The organism is Legionella spiritensis, from assembly GCF_900186965.1.
GTDB classification, from domain to species: Bacteria; Pseudomonadota; Gammaproteobacteria; order Legionellales; family Legionellaceae; genus Legionella_C; species Legionella_C spiritensis.
On the sequence record NZ_LT906457.1, the window covers coordinates 2,234,744 to 2,256,410 of the forward strand.

Sequence of the window (21,667 nt, forward strand, 5' to 3'; positions counted from 1 at the left end):
ATCTGTCCCGAATTCCGGTCATTCACTTGTTTTTTGTAAATATCCCGACCTGTTGAACTACCGGCTGTTTCCATGGTCCTGAGATTTTATAAGTATAGGCACTGATTTTTTGCATCCCCTTGTTAATGATTTTACTGGCCAGCCAGGTGGCTATACCCGCAACGGGGCCGCCGGCTATCGTAGCCACCACTGGCAAACTGGCCGTGATATGGGGAGACACCTGCAAATCGAGATCATAAAGTTGCCTGACAATATCCAGACTCCCTTTCATGCCGGCATAGGCGACCGGTCCGTCAATATAACTGTCTTTTGTCGTCATAACACCTCGGGAAATGGTAAAATACCCTTTGAAATGATCAAAACTGTAGCCCGAATGAGACAAATCACTGAAATCCAGTTTTAACCGTCTCGGGATGGTTTGCAAACTGAGAATACTCAATAATTTACCCAGCCCCAGTTTTTCCTCGGTTTCCTTGCTTAAATTGGTAATACGTCCGTTTTTAAACTCAATTTTTAATCCCCCAACAATGTTTGCGAGGGAGAAATCGGCAAAGGAGCCCGGCCAGCGCCCTCGAAACTGAATATTGCCTTGCGACGACTCGACAACCGGGCTGATATGCCAACGCGCAAGACTCCGCGCCAGATCGGTAATATGCAAATCCATGGTAATCTGGCTGCGATTGATCTGCCTGTCTTGCTGCCATTTACCTGTCGCAGTCAATTGATAAGATGGCGTGTTGATTTTACAGTAATCGAGAATCCAGGCACCAGGCGTGCTCGTCGCCTTCAAATTCACGCTTCCCAAATCCCACTCTCCATACCGAAAACCGGCAATGCGCAAGTTTAAATTAAGCATGTCTCTTACCTTTAGCGAAGAAAGGGTTGAACTTCCTTCCGAGACGGGCTGCTTTTCCAGAAATAATCGGGCAATATTGCCTGAAAGCGTTCTGGTGTCAGGCTGATATCGCAAATCGGCCGCAATCTGTTTTTGATCTATTTGTATTGCCCAGGCATCGCCGGATAGTTTCGTAGCCTGAAAAGTGAGATTTGCAAGGGATTGATTGCCGATTTTTACTTTTTGCAAGCGCAGATCAACAAATCCCAACGCGTCCATTAATCCCTGGCTACTCGCGGTTTTTGGTAATGTCTCAAAAACACGCCGCCATGTCTGCCAATCAAAAAAAGGCAGGCTGCCAACAATTTGAACGCCTTTTTGTTCTTGCCATAACGCGTCTTTCGAGCCGATACGAATCTCGCCTTTTTGCAGGCGAAACGATCCTTTATCACCGGAAAACCACAAATCACCACTTAGGCGCTGACCATAGCGGCCTCTGAGACGTAGCGCTTTTTGCAAATTAAAATCAATGTCTACCGTTAATGGCGTTTTATCCGCTGCTTTTTTTCCCAATGGTGCAGGCAAATCGATGTCTACCCCCTGAAGTGATGACGTTATCCGAAAACGATCCAGATCCGTTGGATCATCGGTCAGGATGAGAGCCCCTTCCAAATCCAGGTGGCCGTGCATCATGCTGAAAACAGCGAGATTTAACTGATCGCGTAATACTTCAATACTGGTTTTGCCCTTGATTCGAATTTCCGTTTGGGGATTTGGGGTACGGACGGATTTAATCAGGATGACAACAGGATTTTTGAGGATATCCGCCTTGATATTACTATCCAGGATACCTTCCTCATCAAATTGCAACGTTCCTCTCAAATCCTCCAGTTCGATATGATTAAAAGAATGATTGATTTTAAGGCGATTATTTTTGAAGGTGATATCCCCCAAAGCAAGGATATCGTCGTTTTCCGGATACAAAGGGACTTCCAGTTGCAAATCAAGACTTAGCAACCCCTGCATTTCCAATAGTTGCAACGCGGACAGTTTCTCACCAAGCGGCGAAGATAATATGTAAGGCAATGCTTTAGCGGAGTTGGTATTGACTTTGCCATGAATTAACATAATTTCGCGGTCAAGTCCGAGATTACGTATCTGTAAATTAACCTGATCTACAAAAATTCCCTGTAAGTCGGCATACACAACATCGGCATTCAATAGTCGTTTATTAACCTGAATGTAAGCTTCTATGTCTTTTGACATCGGCCATTTCGGGGCAAAAATCAAGTCCAGACCGCTTACATGGCCATTAATTTGAAACTCTCCCGGTTTCGTATCAAAGGGAAAATCAGATAGGGGACCAGAAACCGTGACATCGGCAACCAGTTTATCGATACGTTCAACATCGTGTTTCAGCCAGTCGTCCAGTTTGGGTTTCAAGTGCCGGGAAGGTAAATAAACCATCCATTGCTGGGCGTTTCTAGTTGAAACGGCCGCTTTTAAACGAAGATTTCCGGCATGATCACGGCTAACACCATCCAGTTCCCCCGAGCCGCTGAATAATAACTCCGGATGACGTAATACCATGCGTTCCATATTGATTCGCCATCCTTCCGGCAACGCTTTCCAGCTTAAGGCACCATTTAAAGACTGAAAGGTGACGGCAGGTTTGTTCTTCGGAGTAATAACCGTATCCTCACCATCCAGTTCCAGATTCCCCTCCGACGGCTCCCAGTAGAGAACACCGGATAGATTTTCAACCCCCGGATAATTTTCCTGGGGCTGCCAGCCCAGCTTTGCAAACTGACTCAGAATATAAGCCGGACGGTTATCCGCGATCTGAACCTGAAAATTATTTAAAACCCCATGCGGTTTTGTGGCTAACAAGGTATTCAGACTTTCAGGCCACGCTATACCCAAAGTTGTCAATGATCGGATGAACACATGCCGGACATACAGATTCCAGCGATTTGTTGACCGATGATATCGCACCAGTATTTTATTTTGTGGCCAGGCCACACCATTTACCGTCATATTGATCTGATCACCGGACAGGCGCCACCCGTCATCCATGCTATCCCAGGCAAGATTGGACTGGATGGATTGCATACGACGCGTCCTGGTCGTTTGGAGATCCTGCCAGGTCAGGTTGGCGGCATCCAGTTGCCCCTGCATTTTTACAGGGCGGCCGCTTTTTAAATCAAGCCAGAAATAACCATTCCCCCGACCTGAAAGTATCCTGTAATTTTTTTGCGGGAAAACACTCTGCCATTGGGCAGGCAGAAAATCTTCTACCGACACATAAAGCTGACCTTGCGATTCTTGCATACTGTAAGGGTTCAGATACAAATCGGCTTTCACGTCAATCGTTGTTGGTACACGCTGCTTCAATCCAGCACTTCCTTTCATACGATAGCGGCCGCCACTTTTGGCAATCATCAGATTCAAATCATGGACAGGAATGACGCTGCCGTTTTTAAGATGGATCGGCAGGGATAATTTTTTGACAATAATTTTCTGTTGGGACAAAATCCAGGCGAGCATTGGCTGATAGGCGTCCGATGTTGCTCCGGTATCAAAAAATGTCAGTCCCCTCAATCCATTAATCCGCCAGCCGACCTTCGTTTGACAGGCCGTAAGCTTCAATCCCTCGATATAAAGTACGCCGGGCTGGATTTGCCAATGTCGGAGTGAACTGAACAAATTAATGCCAACCAGCAATTTTTTAACCCGGACAACGTTCTTCTCCCCGTCACGTACCGTTACCTCTTTCAGTTTGACGACCGGTTCAAACCAGTACCAGCCCGTTTTCAGACTATCGATAATGACCGGCTGGCCAAGCAAGGTTGATAAATACTGCTCCAGCGCAGGTTTATATTGTGTCGCCCATGGCGTAAGCGCTCGAACCAGGCTGGATAACAACGCGGCGATGATTATCAGGACAGCCAGATAAATTCTGATTCGCTTAAACAATTTAATCACTGCGTTTTTTATTTTTAGTGGCAGAATTTTTACTATACCATTGCTTTTGAGCGTACTCATCACTTTCCTTTTGCTCAATACGGGCAAGCCTGTCCGATTGCTGCAATTTTGCTCGTTCGATCAATCGCTTCACAACATCCTGATCCGCTTTTGCCCGCAAAAATGTTTTTTCACATTCCGAACGGCGCTTCGCCAGTTGTGCCAGATGTTGCGTTAATTGTGAGATAGCCACATCGAGTTGGGCAATAAACTCAATGCGATTGCGTATTCGATCCACGCCGCACCCCTTGTTGCCTAACGTCTGCAACTGCTGCATATATTCCTGCCTGTAATCTAATAATTGATCAAGTTTCGCTTTGCCCTGGGCAAATTGATTGCGTACCATCGTCCAGTGCCCGGAAGCTTGTTGCGTGCTATTTTCCTTAATCGCCAATAATTGATTTAAACGATCAATTCGTTGATTTATCACGATTTATCACCAAAACTACCCGCTAACTGCGCCAAAAGCTCCAGACTGGTTTCATAGTCAACCGATTCATCCATGGTCTGTGAGATATAGGTACTGATTGCTTCACGAAAAACAATGGCTTTGTCCAATTCCTTGTCCGTACCTTTCGTATAGGCGCCCAATAAAATCAAATCCTTGTTTTTCTCATAAATAGATAAATATTTTTTTAATAATAACGCCTGCTGCATCTGGGTATCGGAAGCGACAGTCGGCATGACCCTGCTGATAGACGCCTCCAAATCAATAGCGGGATACTGACCTGCTTCGGCAAGATCCCTGTCCAGGACAATATGTCCATCTAAAATGGCGCGTGCCGCATCCGCGACAGGATCCTGATGATCATCTCCTTCTGTCAGAACCGTATAAAAAGCAGTGATGGAACCACCGCCATCCCGGCTGTTTCCTGCTCGTTCAACCAACTGCGGCAATTTGGCAAATACGGAAGGCGGATAACCTTTGGTGGCCGGCGGCTCTCCAATAGACAGGGCGATTTCACGTTGCGCCTGGGCAAACCGGGTTAAGGAGTCCATGAGCAGCAACACATGCTTGCCTTGATCACGAAAATACTCCGCAATACTCGTTGCAACCATAGCGCCATGTAATCTCATCAACGGACTCTCGTCGGCAGGCGCTGCAACCACTACCGCACGGCTTAAGCCCTCTCGCCCCAGATTGTGTTCGATAAACTCCTTGACTTCACGGCCCCGCTCTCCAATTAAACCGACCACAACCACATCAGCCGCTGTAAAACGGGTCATCATACTCAACAACACTGATTTTCCCACGCCGCTGCCGGCAAAAAGACCCAGCCGCTGGCCGCGGCCTACCGTCAATAAACCATTAATAGCTCGTACACCGACATCCATAGGCACACTAATCGTTGCGCGTTGTAACGGATTAAATGGTGTGCTTGTTAACGGATAATATTCGGCGGACATCAACGCCTCACCGCCATCAATAGGAGAACCGGCGCCATTGAGAATTCTGCCAAGCAGATTCTGGTTAACCTTGACTTGCGCCGTATGACCACTGGGGGTAATGATCATGCCGGGAGCGATACCCTGCGTCTGACCAATAGACATCAGGTAGGTTGTTTCTCCGTCGAATCCAACCACTTCCGCCTCGACACGCTTGCTATTATTGAGCTTTACCCAGCATCGCGATCCGACCGGGTAGTGAAAACCTCTGGCCTCCAGAGTCAAACCAACGGCTCGTGTCACCTGGCCGCAGTGTAATAATCCGGAATCCGGAACGTCACGAAATCGGATTAACTCCTCCGTTAACCGGGATTTATAAATCGGACTCTTGCTACTCATCATCCATTTCGCCGGCATACGGAGCCAAATGAGCATGAATCAAATTCTGCAATCTCTTTTTTAAGGTGCCGTCCAGTTCCCCATGCTCACTTTTTAAATAAAAATCACCTCGGGTTAAGCCTGGATCAGCGACAAGAACGGCAAGAATATCCTTGTGTTTCTGACCAAGCTGGCCTTTAAGCCACTCAACATCGTCCGGATTCATCATCATCTGCTGGTTTTTCTTCAAGGCTGGCAATTCCTTTTTAATTTCTTCAAACAAAACCAGCAATTTCTCCGGTTGATGAGATATTTCTATACCAATACAAGTCTCGCAAATCCATAATATCGTTTTCACAATCTCCTGACTTAGCGCTTTATCGACCAACTGTACCGGATTTCGAATAAAACTTATCCAGTCTCGCAATTCCTTTTTAAGCGCCTCCATTTCGGACGCCGCCTGTTGCAAACCTTCTTCATACCCCTGGTTTTTTGCTTCATTTCGTAATCGCTCGCATTCAATCGCGAACTCTATCTGTTCGTTCACAACCGGTGGGTCGGATTTTTCCACGGGCGTATATTCCCAAACCTGGAATTCCTTTTTACCTGATTCCTCATGAAACGGTTGAAAGTCCTTGCTCACGGTGTTTCTCTCTTATATCGGCTTTGTTAGTGATTGTTTATTCCATGTCAGATTTTGAGTATGAACTCGATATCGGGCCAGTGGCTCGACCTGCGCTAGATCATTTCCTCCCCGCCTTTGGTGCCTAATGAAATTTTACCTTCCTCGGCAAGACTGCGGGCAATAGCCAAAATCTCTCTCTGTGCCTTCTCCACATCGCTGACTTTAACCGGACCCTGCATTTCCAGATCGTCACGCAACAGATCAGCGGCACGTTTGGACATGTTGGAAAATATCTGTTCTTTTACCGGTTCCGTCGTACCTTTCAGTGACAACATCAATTGTTCGGTCGTCACATCACGCAACAGTGTCTGTACACTGCGATTATCCATATCCACCAGATTCTCGAAGACAAACATTTTGTCCTTGATTTTATCGCATAACTCCTGATCCCATTCATTGATTTTATCGAGAACGTCAGTTTCCAGAGTACCTTCCAGAAAATTAATCACATCAGCCACACTTTTGATGCCACCCACAGACGCCGATTTACCCATTTTCTGGCCGCTCAACTGTTTTTCAATAACCTGCCCCAGTTCAGAAATCGCTTCCGGCTTCACCGTATCGATCGTACACATTCTTAACAAGACTTCAGCCCGTTTCTCCGATGTAAAATAGCCGACCACCTCCGCCGACTGCTCACTATCCAAATGAATCAGAATGGTCGCAATAATCTGAGGGTGTTCGTTACGAATAACATCGGCGATTAAACGGGCGTCCAGCCACTTCAGTCGGTTTAAACCACTGTCCTTGTCTGAAACCAGTATTCTGTCGATAAAGGGCATTGCCCGGTCTTCACCAAGCGCGTTGATTAAAACATTCCTTAAATAATTCTCCGCATCTACGGTCAGACTCGTCTGTTCCTCAATCGCGTTCAGAAATTCTCCAAGCACATTTTGCATTTTGGCCTTACTGACATTACTCATGGTTGAAATGGCCATGCCAACCTTCTGTACTTCTCTCGGTTCAAGATGCTTCAAAACCTCTGAAGCGTTTTTCTCTCCCATGCCCAACAGCAGGATCGCCGCGCGTTCAATACCATCCATATTACCCCCGATCTACCCAGGTTTTTACAACTTGCGCTACCCGTTTCGGCTCTTTATCCACAACCTGCCTTAACAACTGCAATTGACCTTCATAATCCGTTATATCCGGCGGGAGACCCTGCCCCTGATACCCTATGGCTTTCTGTGTCGTTTCAGATTCTTCCTCCGTACGACTGGTTGCCAATGTCTTGAATAAAGGTCTGAATACCCCAAAAACCATACCCAGCAAAAATAATGCTCCCAGCACCTGCTTTACTACGGACCAAAACCAGTCTCGTTGCCAGAAGTGGGGAGCAGGCACCATTTCAATCGGATCCGGTTTTACAAAATGACTGTTGACGACATTAAGACTGTCGCCCCGCTCCGGATTATAGCCGATAGCGTCGGCAACCAGCGTTTTTATCTGGGTAATTTCCTTTTTGGTCAACGGCTTCATGTCCGTCTTTTTCGTTTTCGGATCAAAGACCGGTCTGTTATCCACTAAAACGGCTATGGTTAATCGTTTTATGCTGCCGGGTTGATTTCGGGTATGGCTGATCGTCTTGTCCAGTTCGAAATTTTTAGTGCTGGCCTTGTGTATATCGCTCGCCTGAAGACTCTCTTCATTAGTATTTTGCGTGTTATTATTGTCGTTATTGTTGCTGTTATTGTTATTAGCAGGCGCCAGATTTGGTTTCGCCGGGGGTTTGTTAGACAAGGCACCGGCCACGCCGCTGGCGTTTTCACCAACGCTGCGCTGATCCTGCACCATTTGTTCACTGCGTATGGAGGGCGACTCCGGATTATACATCTCTTGCGTTTGCTCGAACGACGTAAAATCAAGATCCGCGGAGACTTTCGCACTCACCCGTCCATAACCCAGCAATGGTGTCAGAATATCCTGAATTTTCTGGGCGTACTGGTGTTCAAGAGATTGACGATAATCCAGTAATCGTTCCGTGTTGGAAAATAAGGTGCGGCCTCCGCCTTCGCTAAGAAGCTGGCCATTCTGGTCCACAACCGTGACCCGGCTGGAGGATAAGCTTGGAATACTTGAGGCAACCAGATTAATTATAGACGCTATCGTTTGCTTATTGAGTTCGAGACCGGAATAAACATCGATAAAAACCGAAGCGCTGGGTTGGCGATTGTCTCTGACAAACGCGGACTCACGCGGAATGGCGAGATGTACCCGTGCGGACTTGATATCGTGAAACTGGCTGATGGTTCTGGCCAATTCGGTTTCAAGAGCCTGTTTATAGCGCGCGTTTTCCATAAACTGGCTGGAGTTAAAGGCGTTTCCGCCGGCAAAAAGCTCAAAACCGTTTCCGGTACCGTGAGGCAATCCTTCTGCCGCCAGTTTAATACGCGCATTCTGCACATCACTGGCAGAAACCATAACCATGCCATTACTCTCATCAATTCGAAAAGGTATGCGGTTGCGCTGGAGTACATCAACAACATCGGCTGAATCCCTGCTGCTGAGCTGGTTAAACAACGGCATGTAACTCGGCTCCCGTGACCAAAGCACCACCGCCACGCCGATGGCTACACTGGCTGCCAGACCCAGCATTAAGCCCAGTTGCCTGGTAATCGATAAACTTGCGAATTTTGAAGCCGCATTAGACGCATTTTCAGCCCATGCCATGATCAACTCCTGTCCATCTGATTGATAATTTCCCTATCAAATCGGCATATTCATAATATCCTGGTAAGCTTGTACAAATTTATTTCTTACCCTTAAAGTCGCTTCAAACGCCAGATCCGATTTTTTTGCCGCAATCATGACTTCGCCCAGATTAACCTGGGGATCACCTGTTTCAAAACGCACTTTCAATCCTTCGGCACTTTGCTGCAGTTCACTGACGCCACCCAGGGCTTTTTGAAAAACATCACCAAATTGCGTCCGATTCACAGCCGTTTCCACACCGCCGCCCTGTGCTTTGGCAGCCATCAGTTTCATCTGATTTAACAACGATACTACGTTAATGTCCGTCATAATTATCATTCCCCGTTATCATGGTTACTGATTCATAAAACCAAACACGATTCCTCTTGTCAGACGACATACCCTTCCTCGCGCATTTTAGCGAGCTTGTAGCGCAAGGTACGCTCGCTCACTCCTAAAATTTCCGCAACCAGTTGCCGATTACCCTGGTGTTCGTTCAAAATCTGCTCTATCAAATCAAACTCATGATTCTGTAAACTTCTAATGGTTTTTTTACCGTCCGCCTCATCCATATCCTGATTGTCCAGCGACAACTGCACATGCGACGGCTCTATAATATTTCGGCTTTGCAGGATCAAGGCGCGCTGCACCACATTATCCAATTCACGGGCATTGCCGGGCCAGGTGTAATCCAGCAGCTTTTTTTGCGCGTCATCGCTTAGCACAGGAATCACAGGATAATGATCCTGGCAATGTCGTCTGATTAAATAATTGGCTAAGGGAATAATATCGCTGGGACGTTCTCTCAATGGTAACCAATGCAAGGGAAATACATTAAGACGATAAAACAAATCCTCACGAAAACGTCCCGCCTTAACCTCTTCCAGCAAGTTTCTGTTACTGGTCGCAAGCACTCGTACGTCCAGATTAACAAGTTTGGTCGCCCCTATCCGTTCCACCTCTTTTTCCTGCAGCACACGTAACAATTTTGCCTGTAATGCCAGGCTCATTTCACTGACCTCATCCAGCAATAAAGTCCCGCCCTGTGCCTGTTCAAATTTACCCGGCGTTGATTTGTACGCACCTGTAAAAGCACCCTTTTCGTAACCAAACAACGTCGCTTCCAGCATTTGCTCTGGAATAGCCGCACAATTTATAGCGATAAAGGGATGATTGCAGCGTGGGGAATGGTCATGAATAAAATGAGCCAGCACTTCCTTGCCCGTTCCGCTTTCCCCGGTAATCATGACGCCCACATCCGACTGGGCAACCCGTAGGGCCATGGACATCAATGCCTGACTTTTGGGATCTTGTGCAATGGGTTGTTTGTCTTCTTCCTGTATCAATGGTTTGATGTAATGATTAATTTTTTCAGTCAGGGTATGGGCGCTGAAGGGTTTTTGCAGATAATCAACCGCACCTTCACGCATGGCAACGACCGCGTCTTCCACCGAGCCGTGCGCCGTCATCAAAATGACGGGAACGCCCGGATTTCGCCGTTGAATTTCAGCAAGAAGCTGTTGCCCATCCATTTTATCCATACGGATATCGCTCAAGACAATCGCCGGATTATGGCGTTCAAGCAAAACCAGCGCTTCCCGGCCATTTCTGGCCGTCAGATAACGATGGCCCGCCAGATTCATAGTATCCGCCAAGGCTTCACACAATACCGGATCATCTTCTACTATCAGTACTTCACCCATGAACAAATCCTTTTTCCAGAGTTATCTCATCCCGACAGATTTATTGTTACACAACAACCTTTTCCTGGCGAGGATTCCAGGATAACTTCTCCGCCATGCGCTTTGACAACCGCATGCACAACCGCTAAACCCAGCCCCGTGCCTTGCGCTTTGGTCGTAAAAAAAGGGGTAAATACCTGGTTTTTCACCTCTTCCGACAAACCCTCGCCGTTATCGATAACCTGTAACGAGACACTGCCGTCGGTCTTTGCGTACATTTTCAAATCAATACAGGCGGCACCGGCGTCTAGCGCGTTATTAATCAGATTCAATACGGCTCCCGTTAAGGATTCACTATGAAGATTACAATACATAGAGGGCAGTTGATTATCCACGTCCATAGCGACGGCAGCCTCTTCTACCAGAGGATAAATTCGTTCCAGCAAACGTTCGCTCCACGCCTTCAGATCGGTAGCAACCAGTTCAAGAGCCTCCCCTCGTGCAAACAGCAGTAAATCTTCTATTTGCTGCTCAATGCTGACGTGACAATCCCTTAACCGGCTCAGCCACTGGATGCTTCGACTGTCATTAGTCTGCTGATGAATGAGGTGATCCGTAAACAGCATGGCTGAAGACAGGGGGGTGCGGATTTGATGCGCAAGCTGAGCCGTCATTCGGCCTATCATCATCAGGCGTCCCTGCTTGGCTTTAGCCTGCTCGTAGTCACGTGTTGTCGTCAAGTCAATCAAGGTAACCAATTGTCCCGGCATGCCGCTAAGAGACGAAATCGCCACATTGACACGGCGTCCGTCTGCAAGCGACACTTCATGCCCGTCATCCGCTCTGGGAGAAAACGCACGTTGAATGACATCCAGCCACAAGGAACCTTGTAAACCGCATCCCAGCAAATCCTGAGCCGCTTTATTTGACCAGACGATAATACCCCGTGTATTCAGAACAACCAGACCACAAGGAATACAAGCGAGTATTTCTTTTTCCAGGAGATTCAAGTTTTCCTTTTTTAGGATATCCGGGGCAATTTGCGACATATCAGCCTTCTTTTTGGTTTTGTCAAATGAAAAGCAAAGTTCAGGCCATGTTTAATATATTGTTTAAAATCAATATATTAAACACAAAAATAGCCGCTTACGTCATCCAATTGACACGAAGTTCACAGTGGGTGTCAATTTCTTATTTTTCGTTCGGAACAATGTTGTTCCAGATTTTATTGTTCATATTTCTATACCTAATTTGGTTTTTTTTTGACTTTCATGATTTATAAAATTATTATTAGCCGCTTTTTAAAACTAGTGAGACAAATATGAAACAAACAAAAACCTGGTTGCAAGTAATTGCCTTGACTACTGCGGCAATCATTCTGAGCTCTTGCGCCGTAGTGAAAGCAACCAATCAACCTGCCAAAAAGGATCTCAGTGTTTTAAACAAGGGAACGGACCGGAACAGGGTGATTGCCGAACTCGGACATCCGGTTGAGAGTAGTATCAAAAATGGTCACAGACAAGATATTTACAGTTTTGTACAAGGGTATTCAAAGACGGCCAAAACGTTAAGGGCGTTGGGACACGGTGTTGCGGACGTTTACACCCTGGGATTATGGGAAGTGGTCGGCACTCCGATTGAAGGCATTAATAATGGCAAAAAAGTTCAGGTTGTTGTTCAATACAATAATCAGAATAAAGTATCTTCCGTCAATGTATTAAAAGGCCAAAAGACGGTCTATGGCAATCCCCCCCACCGCCACGCCTAAGGCGATTTTCCCGTATCAGCATTGTTATTGGGACTACATCTTTTTTACAAAAGAGCAGTAACCCGCAAGAAGGCCTGCGGCCGTATTGCGGGTTTCATGTGGGCAGTAATCCCCGAATTGCAGCGAAGCCTTCATGGCGGGCTACAAAAAATTGGATAATTGAGAACCGTTTATTTTCGCTTTTTATGCGCCTCATCAAGACGGCGTAAACTGGCCAGTTTTTCAGCTATTTTTATCTCCAGGCCACGAGGCGCAGGCTGATACCAGCCCGGCTCGCCCATGCCTTTGGGAAAATAGTTTTCTCCGGCGGCATAGGCCTCCGGTTCATCGTGTGCGTAGCGGTAAGCATGGCCATGCCCCAGCTCCTTCATCAGCTTTGTCGGAGCGTTTCGCAAATGCAGGGGAACGTCACGTGATTTGTCTTTTTTGACAAAATCACGTGCCTGGTTATAAGCCCTGTAACCCGCATTGCTTTTTGCAGCCACGGCCAGATAAACCACGGCCTGGGACAACGCCAGTTCTCCTTCAGGTGAGCCCAGACGCTCATAGGCGGTGGCCGCGTCATTGGCGATTTGCAGGGCACGCGGATCGGCCAATCCTATATCCTCCCAGGCCATTCTGATAATGCGCCTTGCCAGATAGCGGGCATCCACGCCGCCGTCCAGCATGCGCGACAACCAGTAAAGAGCCGCATCCGGATTGGAACCACGTACCGATTTATGAAGGGCTGAAATCTGATCATGGAAATGATCGCCTCCCTTATCAAACCGACGGGTTGTCGTCGCGAGAATGTTCTCCAGAAAAGACAGGGAAATGGCATTGTTTCCCTGTGCGGCTGACGCCGTATCCACCTGCTCGAGAAGATTAAGAAAACGCCGCGCATCGCCATCCGCACAGGCAATCAAATGATCAACAGCCTGCTCGTCAAAATGCAAATGGGTCAACGCCTGTTGCTGCGCTCTGTGAAACAACTGTTTTAATTCGGAGTCGCTCAAGGATTTTAATACATAGACCTGCGCTCTGGATAACAAGGCGGAATTAACTTCAAACGAAGGATTTTCTGTGGTTGCTCCGATAAATGTCACCAGACCGGACTCGGTATAAGGCAACAGCGCGTCTTGCTGGGATTTGTTAAAGCGATGGATTTCATCAATGAAAAGCAGGGTCTTCTTCTGCATCATAAGAAATTCCCGTGCTTTTTCCACAGCGGCACGTATGTCTTTTACACCGGAGAACACTGCCGACAACGCAATCCATTCGCAATGAAAGGCTCCGGCGCTTAATCTGGCCAAGGTTGTTTTGCCTACACCGGGAGGCCCCCATAAAATCATCGAATGTGGCTTCCCCGTTTCAAAAGCGAGGCGCAGCGGTTTGCCGGAACCGAGCAAATGACTCTGGCCAATCACCTCATCCCAGTGCCGGGGACGCAACGCTTCAGCCAGAGGCGCTTCGGGCTGATTATCAAACAGACTCATTGCTGCACCACGTCCACCCCTTTGGGAGGTTTAAACTGAAAAAGACTCGCCGCAAGTCGGGGGTTGCTTTTAATACGGGTCAATTTAACAACAGTGTGCTGCCCCAGTTGATCGTACAGTTCAATCCTGGTCAATACATCACCGGTAAACTGTAATTTCACCCTCTGGAAATTTTCCTTAGGCGATCGGGCGTGCAAATCATAAAGGGACTGCTTGCCGCGACGTTTGGCCGTCACCTCAAAATCACGGGTCACCGTATCGTCATAACCGCTTAAAAACAAGGCCGCGGTACCGCCCAATCCTTTTTCCTGCTTTTTTACCGTAACCTGTTCCAGCTCCACATCATAAACCCAAAGCTTCTTGCCATCCGCCACGATTAATTGTTCCATCGGACTTCTGGTTTGCCATCGAAAACGCCCGGGACGTTGCAACGCCATCGATCCGGAAGAACGGGACACTTCCCGTTTTTTGGCGTTCACAACCTGATTGAAATTCGCGCTCATACTGTTTACGGCATTTAATTTACCCTGCAATTCGTCCGCTACCGACTGGCAACAAGCAGAGCCGGCAGACAGCAATAACAGTAACAATGACAATATTCGCATTATGATTCCTCAGTAACGGATGACACCAGCACGTCCCGGTAACCACCTTCCAGAGGACCGACAATTCCGGTTCTCTCCATTTCCTCCACCAGTCGGGCAGCCCGGTTATAACCTATTTTCAAACGTCGTTGAACCGCTGAAATGCTGGCCTTGCGCGTTTGTATGACAAATTCCACCGCCTGATCATACAATGGATCAGCGTCTTCGGTTTCCTGATTCTCCTCACCGAATCCACCGTCCGAGCTGTCGCCGGTCACCAGCGTAATGTCTTCAATGTATTCCGGCTCGCCCCGGGCCCGCCAATCATCGGCGATGCGGTGTACTTCCTTATCATCGACAAAAGCGCCGTGCACTCGCAAGGGTGCGCCGGTACCAGGCGCCAGGTAAAGCATGTCGCCATGACCAAGTAATTGTTCCGCCCCTTGCTGATCAAGAATAGTACGGGAATCAATTTTGGACGAAACCTGAAATGAGATACGGGTAGGAATGTTTGATTTGATCAATCCGGTCAGGACATCCACCGATGGACGCTGGGTTGCCAGGATAAGATGGATCCCGGCCGCCCTTGCTTTCTGGGCGATTCGGGCGATGAGTTGCTCCACTTTCTTGCCAACTACCATCATCATGTCAGCCAACTCGTCAATGATGACAACAATATATGGCAACGCTTCAAGAACAGGCGCCGTTTCATCCATGGAGTCGGTCGGTTTCCATAACGGATCGGTCAATGGCTCCCCTTTCGCAGACGCTTCAGCCAGTTTTACATTAAAACCGGCCAGATTACGTACTCCCAGCGCGGCCATCAGACGATACCGACGCTCCATCTCACCGACGCACCATCGCAAGGCGCTGGCAGCCTCTTTCATATCCGTTACCACCGGCGTCAGCAAATGAGGAATACCATCATAAACGGATAATTCCAGCATTTTCGGATCCACCATGATCAAACGGACCTGATCCGGACTTGCCTTAAAAAGCAGACTCAGAATCATGGCGTTGATTCCTACCGATTTTCCTGATCCCGTGGTTCCGGCAACCAGCAGATGCGGCATTTTGGCTAAATCAACGACCATCGGGTGTCCGGCAATATCAACCCCAAGAGCCAGGATCAACGGCGAATGGGCCTGTTGATAAACATCGGCTGACAAAACATCGGACAAGCGCACAATTTCCCGATTCTGATTGGGTAATTCAAGGCCGACCACCGTTTTCCCCGGTATGACTTCAACAATACGGACACTGGTGACCGACAGGGAGCGGGCTAAATCCTTAGCCAGCGCCGACAAACGACTGACCTTGATGCCTGCGGCCAGCTGCAATTCAAAACGGGTAATGACAGGCCCCGGGTGCACCGATACCACATCGGCCTGGATGCCAAAATCAAGAAGGTGCTGTTCCACGTCCCGTGACAGTGATTCCAATACCTGATGAGTATACCCACCCATCGCCCGGCCCGGTTTGCCTTTATCCAGTAACGACAGGGACGGCAACCCTCCGGACACCGTCACTTTACTGGCGGATGCCGGCTTTGACGATGTTTTGACGGGTTTGTCGGCCACAGGAGCCGCCACAATCTCAAAAGACGGGGACGGATCCGGATTCAAAGCCGGCTCGGATGTTTCTTTTTTCAATAAAGGTTTTTTTCGTACCGGTTTTGTAACGGCAAAATCGTGCCGTTTTTTACGAAACCGCTGGAATGTCCTGACCAGCCCAATAAAACTCAATTGGCCAAGACGAAACAGTTTTTGTGAAAGAATCAACGCATAAAAACCAAGGCTCTCCGTAACACGAACCCAGGAAAGCCCGGTCATCCAGGTGATTCCGACCAGTAAAATAGCCAGCAACAACAAGGTTGCACCCTGCTGGCTCAGGGCATACTGAAAGCCATCGGCTACAAAATAGCCAAGCATGCCGCCCGCGTCGTGACTCGCACCCAAAGGCTTCAACGACGGCTCCATACTCAGGAGACTGCAACCGCCAATCATCAGGAATACCAGTCCGCTGCCGCGCAGAAACAAGGCAGGTTTGTTAACGACTCGCAATGCGCGGTGATCCTGCAATACCAGCCAGGCTACATAAGCGACACCGACAGGCAACAGGTATGCAAAATAACCGAAACACCAGTACAGCGCATCCGCTATATAAGCGCCGACCTGCCCCCCTGCGTTACTGACGACCCCCTTATACCGGGTGATATGTGACCAGCTCGGATCAGAAAAACTGTACGTGTTAAGTGATAAAAGCACAAACAAAGCACAGGTTAAAATCAAAATAAAGCTCCCCTCACTGACCCTTCTCATTAAAAAGGAAGGCAGTGTTTTTTCAGGGTGTCCTGCTTGAGTCTTCTTGTCTTGTTTTCCCATAGCTATTTTAAAATCTGCTGTTTTGTCATACTATTTCGCATCTTAACACAATTAAAAGAGGAAGGCAGAGATGATAAGTGGTAGCAATCACCATCGCCTGATAATTTTAGGCTCGGGGCCGGCCGGCTACACGGCCGCGGTCTATGCAGCACGGGCTAATCTTAGTCCGGTCCTTATCACCGGCATGCAGCCCGGCGGTCAATTAACAACCACTACCGACGTCGATAACTGGCCGGGAGATGTTGAAGGCCTGCAAGGTCCTGCGCTGATGGATCGCATGCAGCAACACGCACAACGCTTTGATACTAAAATCCTGTTTGATCATATTACCAGGGCTTCACTCGGCCAGAAACCATTCGTACTGCAGGGCGACAGCGACACATATACCTGCGATGCGTTAATCATCGCTACAGGCGCTTCTGCACGCTATCTGGGACTTGAATCTGAAACCGCTTACCAGGGGCGTGGTGTTTCAGCCTGCGCGACCTGCGATGGTTTTTTCTATCGCAACAAAGCGGTCTGTGTCATAGGCGGCGGTAATACCGCGGTCGAGGAAGCACTTTATTTATCCAATATTGCCGCCAGCGTGACCCTGGTTCACCGCCGCGACAGTTTACGCGCCGAAAAAATATTGCAGGATAAATTATTTGAAAAAGCGCAAACGGGAAATATCAAACTCCTGTGGCACCACACCCTGGATGAAGTATTGGGTGACGACATGAAAGTCACCGGCGCCCGTGTTAGAAATGTGAACAGCAACGACACGACGGATCTGATAGTAGACGGTGTCTTTATTGCGATTGGACATGATCCGAACACAGGCATTTTCAAGGATCAACTGGACATGAAAGACGGTTACATTACCATCCGCACCGGCCTGGATGGCATGGCTACCGCCACCTCCGTTCCCGGGGTTTTTGCCTGTGGCGATGTTGCGGATCATGTCTATCGTCAGGCCATTACTTCAGCCGGATTCGGATGTATGGCCGCCCTGGACGCGGAAAAATATCTGGATATGGCAGGAGATTAATCATTTCCTCTCCGACGTTTCTTGATGGCGATGATTTTACGTTCCCTGATCCGGAAAGCAGTGATAAGGAAGGTCTGGTAGCTGTTGGAGGTGATTTATCGCCCAATCATCTGCTGACTGCGTACCGGCAGGGTATTTTCCCCTGGTATGAACCGGGGTATCCGATCCTCTGGTGGTCCCCCGATCCGCGATTATTGTTACAGCCTGAACACTTCAGGTTGTCCCGCAGCCTGAAACAGGCTCTGAAAAAACCGTACCGGGTTGACTTCGACACGGACTTTGCCTCGGTTATCGCCGCATGCAGCTCCTGTTCCGGTCGCATCAATAACACCTGGATCACGGGCGAGATGCAAACCGCGTATAACGAACTCCATAATCTGGGTTATGCCCATTCCGTGGAAGTCCGGCAGGAAGGACAACTGATTGGCGGATTGTATGGTATAAGTCTGGGGCGGGCGTTTTTCGGTGAATCCATGTTTCATCTGCAACGGGACGCTTCCAAAATTGCCCTGTATTATTTATGCCAGTTATTAGGGCAATGGCAATTTGACTTTATTGACTGTCAGTTACCAACACCCCATCTGCAACGTCTGGGCGCCAGGATAGTAAGACGTCGTGAATTTTTACAGCGTCTCAGGCACACATTGCATCATCCCACGCATGTTGGAACGTGGCTGCATCATAGTATCGACTCATGACCATGCGGGTTTTGTTGCCATAAGCGCCAATTTAGTGCATCATTTGCCCTTAATTTTCTTATTTTTTGAGAGACCTATGGCAAAAGAAGATCATATAGAAATGCTTGGTACAGTAATAGACACCCTGCCCAATACCATGTTCCGGGTAGAACTGGAAAATGGTCATGTCGTAACCGCGCATATTTCCGGGCGTATGAGAAAAAACTACATCCGAATCCTGACCGGCGACAAAGTCAAAGTGGAACTAACCCCTTACGATCTCACCAAAGGCCGTATCATTTTTCGTGATAAGAACTAGATCAGGTGACCCTCATCTGAAAATCATCCGGCCGGACATTTAAAAAAACCATTTCAGCCATTATCGGAAATCACAGCAGATTTGCAGGTTGGATTTGTCTATAGACAACCCAATCTGCATAAAAGCGCCGATCGGGCACCTCGACCGACCGTATTAAACATGCCGCTTCAAATCATTCTGCCGGCATTAAAAACCGGCTGTCTGATGACCGCCAGCCGGTCGCCCAGGCTCTGTGAACCAATTTTTTTGCAAAGCGAAAATGTGGATAATTGGCACCATTTTTTGCGAAAAGGCGGTAGCCCGTAAGGAGGCCTGAGGCCGTATTGCGGGTTTGATGTGCCAATCAGGAACGTTATCCCGCATTACGGCTTTGCCTTCATGACGGGCTACAAGCAATTATTATTTGGTGTGCAACAATAGTTGCTTTGTTTTCGATCGGAAAAATTCGTTCACGGAACCTAGGAACCGGCCACCATCATTTGCTCGACAAGAATCGAACCACAGCGCGTAGCGATATTGCGATTAATATCCGAACCTACCGCCACGATAGCCTGATACATATCTTTCAGATTCCCCGCAATTGTGATCTCCTCAACCGGGTACTGGATTTCTCCGTGTTCCACCCAAAAACCGGTCGCACCGCGTGAATAATCGCCGGTCAACCCGTTAACCCCCTGCCCCATCAACTCGGTCACCAGCAGTCCTTTATCCATTTTTTTTAATAAATCATTCAAATCGCCGGCTGTCGCATCAATGGTTAAATTATGAACACCGTCACTGTTTGCCGTGGTTTTCAGGCCCATTCGACGCGCGGAATAGCTGCCTAGTACGTACTGGCACAATCGGCCGTCGTCAATGAAAACATTATCGCGGGTAGGCACGCCTTCTCCGTCAAAAGGAGAACTGCCCAATCCTTGCAACAAGCGAGGCTGCTCATATATTTTAAATCCGGCAGGAAAAATCTGTTGGCCTATGGAGTCCAGCAGAAAGGAGTTTTTACGATATAAATTGGAGCCGCTAATCGCGCCGATGAAGCTGGACAGAAGTCCACTGGAAATTCGTGATGAAAATAATACCGGAACTTTCTGTGTTTTTATTTTACGGGCACCCAGGCGACTGACAGTCCTCTCCACCACGCTTTCCGCCAGTTGTTGCGGAGTGACCAGTTGATGCGGGAGACGCGACGTCGTGTAATCATAATCCCTCTGCATACTCTCCCCGCTTTTCGCAATGAGCGAACAGCTCAGACTGTGGCGAGTACCACGAATGATTCCTTCACCGCCATAGGTATTCGCATAGCCGTGGCAAAACGTATAGGTTGATAAAGTAACGCCATCCGAATTGATAATACGAGAATCCCGCTCCAGGGCATGCGCTTCACAAAGGCGGGCTGTTTCAATAGCTTCCGGCGGTCGAATATCCCAGGGATGGTATAAATCAAGATCCGAATGCCGTCCGGTCATTAACTCTTTGTCAGCCAGGCCAAAACAGGGATCTTTTGCACTGACTCTGGCAATGTCGCATGCGGCGCTCGCCATGGCATCCAGTGCGGCCGGCGACGTATCCGTGCTGCTGGCCACTCCTTTGCGATGTCCGATATACGTGACCAGACCGACGCTTTTATCCTCGTTAAATGAAACCGTTTCCACTTCCCTCATACGAACATCCACGGAAAATCCCCGGTCATGATTGACCGAGACAAAGGCGTCCGTCGCACCATGAGCTTTGGCTCTGGCTAAAATATCATGCATCAGCGCCAGTAAATTGGCGGTTGACTGTTCCTCTATACTTTTGTTATTTTGCGTTGAGATTTGCATAGCCGTCCCGTTGCTGATTAGTTTGCCCACAAGGATACAAGTTTACTATGCTCAAGCAAACCATTGCACCATTAAAATGGCTGAAGAAAGCTTGGAAATCAATTTTTACCCTGTTGATGCTAATCCTTGTGCTCAATTTTGCCGTTGCTGCCGATAACTGGCGTGAGCTAAGTCCCGGCATTGAATACCTGGGTTTAAGCAAGGGTTACCTTGCCCCCTGGTCTCATGTTCACGCATTTAGAATCAGCTTGAAAAAAAATCGCTTTTCACTGGTTATGGCCCATGATTTGGAACAAGACTACGCATCGGTTGATGAATACGCTCAATTCAGCCATGCCTTGATCGCTATCAACGGCGGTTTTTTTGACGATCGTTTTCATTCCCTGGGCCTTCGCATCAAAAACAACAGACAGTTAAGTCCCTTCAAACCAATTAGCTGGTGGGGAATTTTTTATATCAAGGACGGCAAAGCCTACCTGGCAAGCGCTCGCGAATTTCAACGTAATCCTCAAATCAACTTTGCAATACAAAGCGGACCAAGATTATTGGTTGATGGCCGTATTCCTCCTTTAAAGGCAGGTCGGGCGGAGCGTACGGCGCTGGGTATTACGAAAGACGGCGATATCGTTATTCTGGTTACCGACCACGCCGCCATGTCGACAACCGAATTGGCCCAGCTGATGAAAGCACCGCCGCTTAACTGCGTGGACGCCCTTAACCTGGATGGGGGAAATTCCACCCAGCTTTATGCGCAATTTAATAATTTCCACTTGAATGTTCATGGATTATCCAAAGTCAGTGATGCCATTATTGTGCAAGAAAAACAATAACAGGCCATAATGGCTCACTGCCCGGTTTTTATCCAATTATCGCTAAGTTGTTCTGTTTTCTAAAGAGATTAAATACTAACAACATTTTATCCACAGCTTACT

General features: G+C 48.1%; 18 protein-coding genes. 5 read left to right on the forward strand and 13 right to left on the reverse strand.

The features are described 5' to 3' along the window. Positions 1-22: 22 nt before the first annotated feature. The 9 genes from CKW05_RS10040 to CKW05_RS10080 all read right to left on the reverse strand — a co-directional run bounded on the left by CKW05_RS10040 (position 23) and on the right by CKW05_RS10080 (position 11,730). Complete coding sequence (locus CKW05_RS10040; RefSeq protein WP_058482429.1) at positions 23-3,880, reverse strand: YhdP family protein; 3,858 nt, start codon at positions 3,878-3,880, stop codon at positions 23-25. Continuing rightward, positions 3,813-4,289, reverse strand: coding sequence for a flagellar export protein FliJ (gene fliJ / locus CKW05_RS10045; RefSeq protein ID WP_231950436.1), 477 nt, complete (start codon positions 4,287-4,289; stop codon positions 3,813-3,815). Before fliJ ends, CKW05_RS10040 begins: the two co-directional genes overlap by 68 nt. Beyond that, positions 4,286-5,647: a flagellar protein export ATPase FliI gene (fliI, locus tag CKW05_RS10050; RefSeq protein WP_231950438.1), complete on the reverse strand. Its 1,362-nt coding sequence runs from the start codon at positions 5,645-5,647 to the stop codon at positions 4,286-4,288. Before fliI ends, fliJ begins: the two co-directional genes overlap by 4 nt. Then, positions 5,637-6,266 (reverse strand): flagellar assembly protein FliH, encoded by a 630-nt coding sequence (locus tag CKW05_RS10055; protein WP_058482428.1) that lies wholly within the window; start codon positions 6,264-6,266, stop codon positions 5,637-5,639. The genes fliI and CKW05_RS10055 overlap by 11 nt, the downstream gene beginning before the upstream one ends. Before the next feature lie 95 nt (positions 6,267-6,361). Beyond that, the gene (fliG, locus tag CKW05_RS10060) at positions 6,362-7,351 is read right to left on the reverse strand and encodes a flagellar motor switch protein FliG (RefSeq protein ID WP_058482427.1); all 990 of its coding nucleotides are present in this window, start codon (positions 7,349-7,351) and stop codon (positions 6,362-6,364) included. Position 7,352: 1 nt separating this feature from the next. After that, on the reverse strand, positions 7,353-8,978 hold the full coding sequence (fliF, locus tag CKW05_RS10065) for a flagellar basal-body MS-ring/collar protein FliF (protein WP_058482426.1): 1,626 nt from the start codon (positions 8,976-8,978) through the stop codon (positions 7,353-7,355). Positions 8,979-9,014: 36 nt separating this feature from the next. Next, positions 9,015-9,329, reverse strand: coding sequence for a flagellar hook-basal body complex protein FliE (gene fliE, locus CKW05_RS10070; protein WP_058482467.1), 315 nt, complete (start codon positions 9,327-9,329; stop codon positions 9,015-9,017). 59 nt (positions 9,330-9,388) lie between these two features. Beyond that, positions 9,389-10,702, reverse strand: coding sequence for a sigma-54-dependent transcriptional regulator (locus CKW05_RS10075; RefSeq protein ID WP_058482425.1), 1,314 nt, complete (start codon positions 10,700-10,702; stop codon positions 9,389-9,391). Between the two features lie 26 nt (positions 10,703-10,728). Further along, entirely contained in the window at positions 10,729-11,730 is a 1,002-nt protein-coding gene (locus tag CKW05_RS10080; protein ID WP_058482424.1) for a sensor histidine kinase, read from the reverse strand. A 272-nt stretch (positions 11,731-12,002) separates the two neighbouring features. Here CKW05_RS10080 and CKW05_RS10085 point away from each other — a divergent pair, with 272 nt between their 5' ends. Then, positions 12,003-12,449 carry a hypothetical protein gene (locus CKW05_RS10085; RefSeq protein ID WP_058482423.1) on the forward strand — a complete coding sequence of 149 codons (447 nt, stop codon included), beginning with the start codon at positions 12,003-12,005 and terminating at the stop codon, positions 12,447-12,449. Positions 12,450-12,619: 170 nt separating this feature from the next. On the opposite strand, the gene CKW05_RS10090 is transcribed toward CKW05_RS10085, so the two are convergent. Genes CKW05_RS10090 through CKW05_RS10100 form a run of 3 tightly spaced genes read right to left on the reverse strand, consistent with a single transcriptional unit; the run spans position 12,620 to position 16,892 of the window. Further along, complete coding sequence (locus CKW05_RS10090; protein WP_058482422.1) at positions 12,620-13,924, reverse strand: replication-associated recombination protein A; 1,305 nt, start codon at positions 13,922-13,924, stop codon at positions 12,620-12,622. Continuing rightward, positions 13,921-14,529 carry an outer membrane lipoprotein chaperone LolA gene (gene lolA, locus CKW05_RS10095; protein ID WP_058482421.1) on the reverse strand — a complete coding sequence of 203 codons (609 nt, stop codon included), beginning with the start codon at positions 14,527-14,529 and terminating at the stop codon, positions 13,921-13,923. Before lolA ends, CKW05_RS10090 begins: the two co-directional genes overlap by 4 nt. Further along, positions 14,529-16,892, reverse strand: coding sequence for a DNA translocase FtsK (locus tag CKW05_RS10100; RefSeq protein ID WP_058482420.1), 2,364 nt, complete (start codon positions 16,890-16,892; stop codon positions 14,529-14,531). The genes lolA and CKW05_RS10100 overlap by 1 nt, the downstream gene beginning before the upstream one ends. Before the next feature lie 70 nt (positions 16,893-16,962). On the opposite strand from CKW05_RS10100, the gene trxB reads away from it, so the two are divergent. From trxB to infA, 3 genes are all read left to right on the forward strand, one after another. After that, positions 16,963-17,922, forward strand: coding sequence for a thioredoxin-disulfide reductase (gene trxB / locus CKW05_RS10105; protein WP_408606975.1), 960 nt, complete (start codon positions 16,963-16,965; stop codon positions 17,920-17,922). After that, positions 17,871-18,620 (forward strand): leucyl/phenylalanyl-tRNA--protein transferase, encoded by a 750-nt coding sequence (aat, locus tag CKW05_RS10110; RefSeq protein ID WP_082642716.1) that lies wholly within the window; start codon positions 17,871-17,873, stop codon positions 18,618-18,620. The genes trxB and aat overlap by 52 nt, the downstream gene beginning before the upstream one ends. 76 nt (positions 18,621-18,696) lie before the next feature. Next, complete coding sequence (gene infA, locus CKW05_RS10115; RefSeq protein ID WP_058482464.1) at positions 18,697-18,918, forward strand: translation initiation factor IF-1; 222 nt, start codon at positions 18,697-18,699, stop codon at positions 18,916-18,918. A 458-nt stretch (positions 18,919-19,376) separates the two neighbouring features. Here the strand turns inward: infA and pmbA are convergent, their stop codons facing one another. Next, positions 19,377-20,735 (reverse strand): metalloprotease PmbA, encoded by a 1,359-nt coding sequence (gene pmbA / locus CKW05_RS10125; protein WP_058482418.1) that lies wholly within the window; start codon positions 20,733-20,735, stop codon positions 19,377-19,379. Positions 20,736-20,851: 116 nt separating this feature from the next. Here pmbA and CKW05_RS10130 point away from each other — a divergent pair, with 116 nt between their 5' ends. Further along, entirely contained in the window at positions 20,852-21,565 is a 714-nt protein-coding gene (locus CKW05_RS10130; RefSeq protein ID WP_095140735.1) for a phosphodiester glycosidase family protein, read from the forward strand. Positions 21,566-21,667: the final 102 nt, after the last annotated feature.

Bases quoted from the DNA above. Each gene is read 5' to 3' on its own strand.
- CKW05_RS10085 (WP_058482423.1), top strand. From the start codon at position 12,003: ATGAAACAAACAAAAACCTGGTTGCAAGTAATTGCCTTGACTACTGCG.
- lolA (WP_058482421.1), bottom strand. From the start codon at position 14,529: ATGCGAATATTGTCATTGTTACTGTTATTGCTGTCTGCCGGCTCTGCT.
- CKW05_RS10090 (WP_058482422.1), bottom strand. From the start codon at position 13,924: ATGAGTCTGTTTGATAATCAGCCCGAAGCGCCTCTGGCTGAAGCGTTG.
- pmbA (WP_058482418.1), bottom strand. From the start codon at position 20,735: ATGCAAATCTCAACGCAAAATAACAAAAGTATAGAGGAACAGTCAACC.
- CKW05_RS10080 (WP_058482424.1), bottom strand. From the start codon at position 11,730: ATGTCGCAAATTGCCCCGGATATCCTAAAAAAGGAAAACTTGAATCTC.
- fliF (WP_058482426.1), bottom strand. From the start codon at position 8,978: ATGGCATGGGCTGAAAATGCGTCTAATGCGGCTTCAAAATTCGCAAGT.
- fliE (WP_058482467.1), bottom strand. From the start codon at position 9,329: ATGACGGACATTAACGTAGTATCGTTGTTAAATCAGATGAAACTGATG.
- trxB (WP_408606975.1), top strand. From the start codon at position 16,963: ATGATAAGTGGTAGCAATCACCATCGCCTGATAATTTTAGGCTCGGGG.
- infA (WP_058482464.1), top strand. From the start codon at position 18,697: ATGGCAAAAGAAGATCATATAGAAATGCTTGGTACAGTAATAGACACC.
- CKW05_RS10075 (WP_058482425.1), bottom strand. From the start codon at position 10,702: ATGGGTGAAGTACTGATAGTAGAAGATGATCCGGTATTGTGTGAAGCC.
- CKW05_RS10100 (WP_058482420.1), bottom strand. From the start codon at position 16,892: ATGGGAAAACAAGACAAGAAGACTCAAGCAGGACACCCTGAAAAAACA.
- aat (WP_082642716.1), top strand. From the start codon at position 17,871: ATGTATGGCCGCCCTGGACGCGGAAAAATATCTGGATATGGCAGGAGA.
- CKW05_RS10130 (WP_095140735.1), top strand. From the start codon at position 20,852: ATGCTAATCCTTGTGCTCAATTTTGCCGTTGCTGCCGATAACTGGCGT.
- fliG (WP_058482427.1), bottom strand. From the start codon at position 7,351: ATGGATGGTATTGAACGCGCGGCGATCCTGCTGTTGGGCATGGGAGAG.
- fliI (WP_231950438.1), bottom strand. From the start codon at position 5,647: ATGATGAGTAGCAAGAGTCCGATTTATAAATCCCGGTTAACGGAGGAG.
- CKW05_RS10040 (WP_058482429.1), bottom strand. From the start codon at position 3,880: ATGAGTACGCTCAAAAGCAATGGTATAGTAAAAATTCTGCCACTAAAA.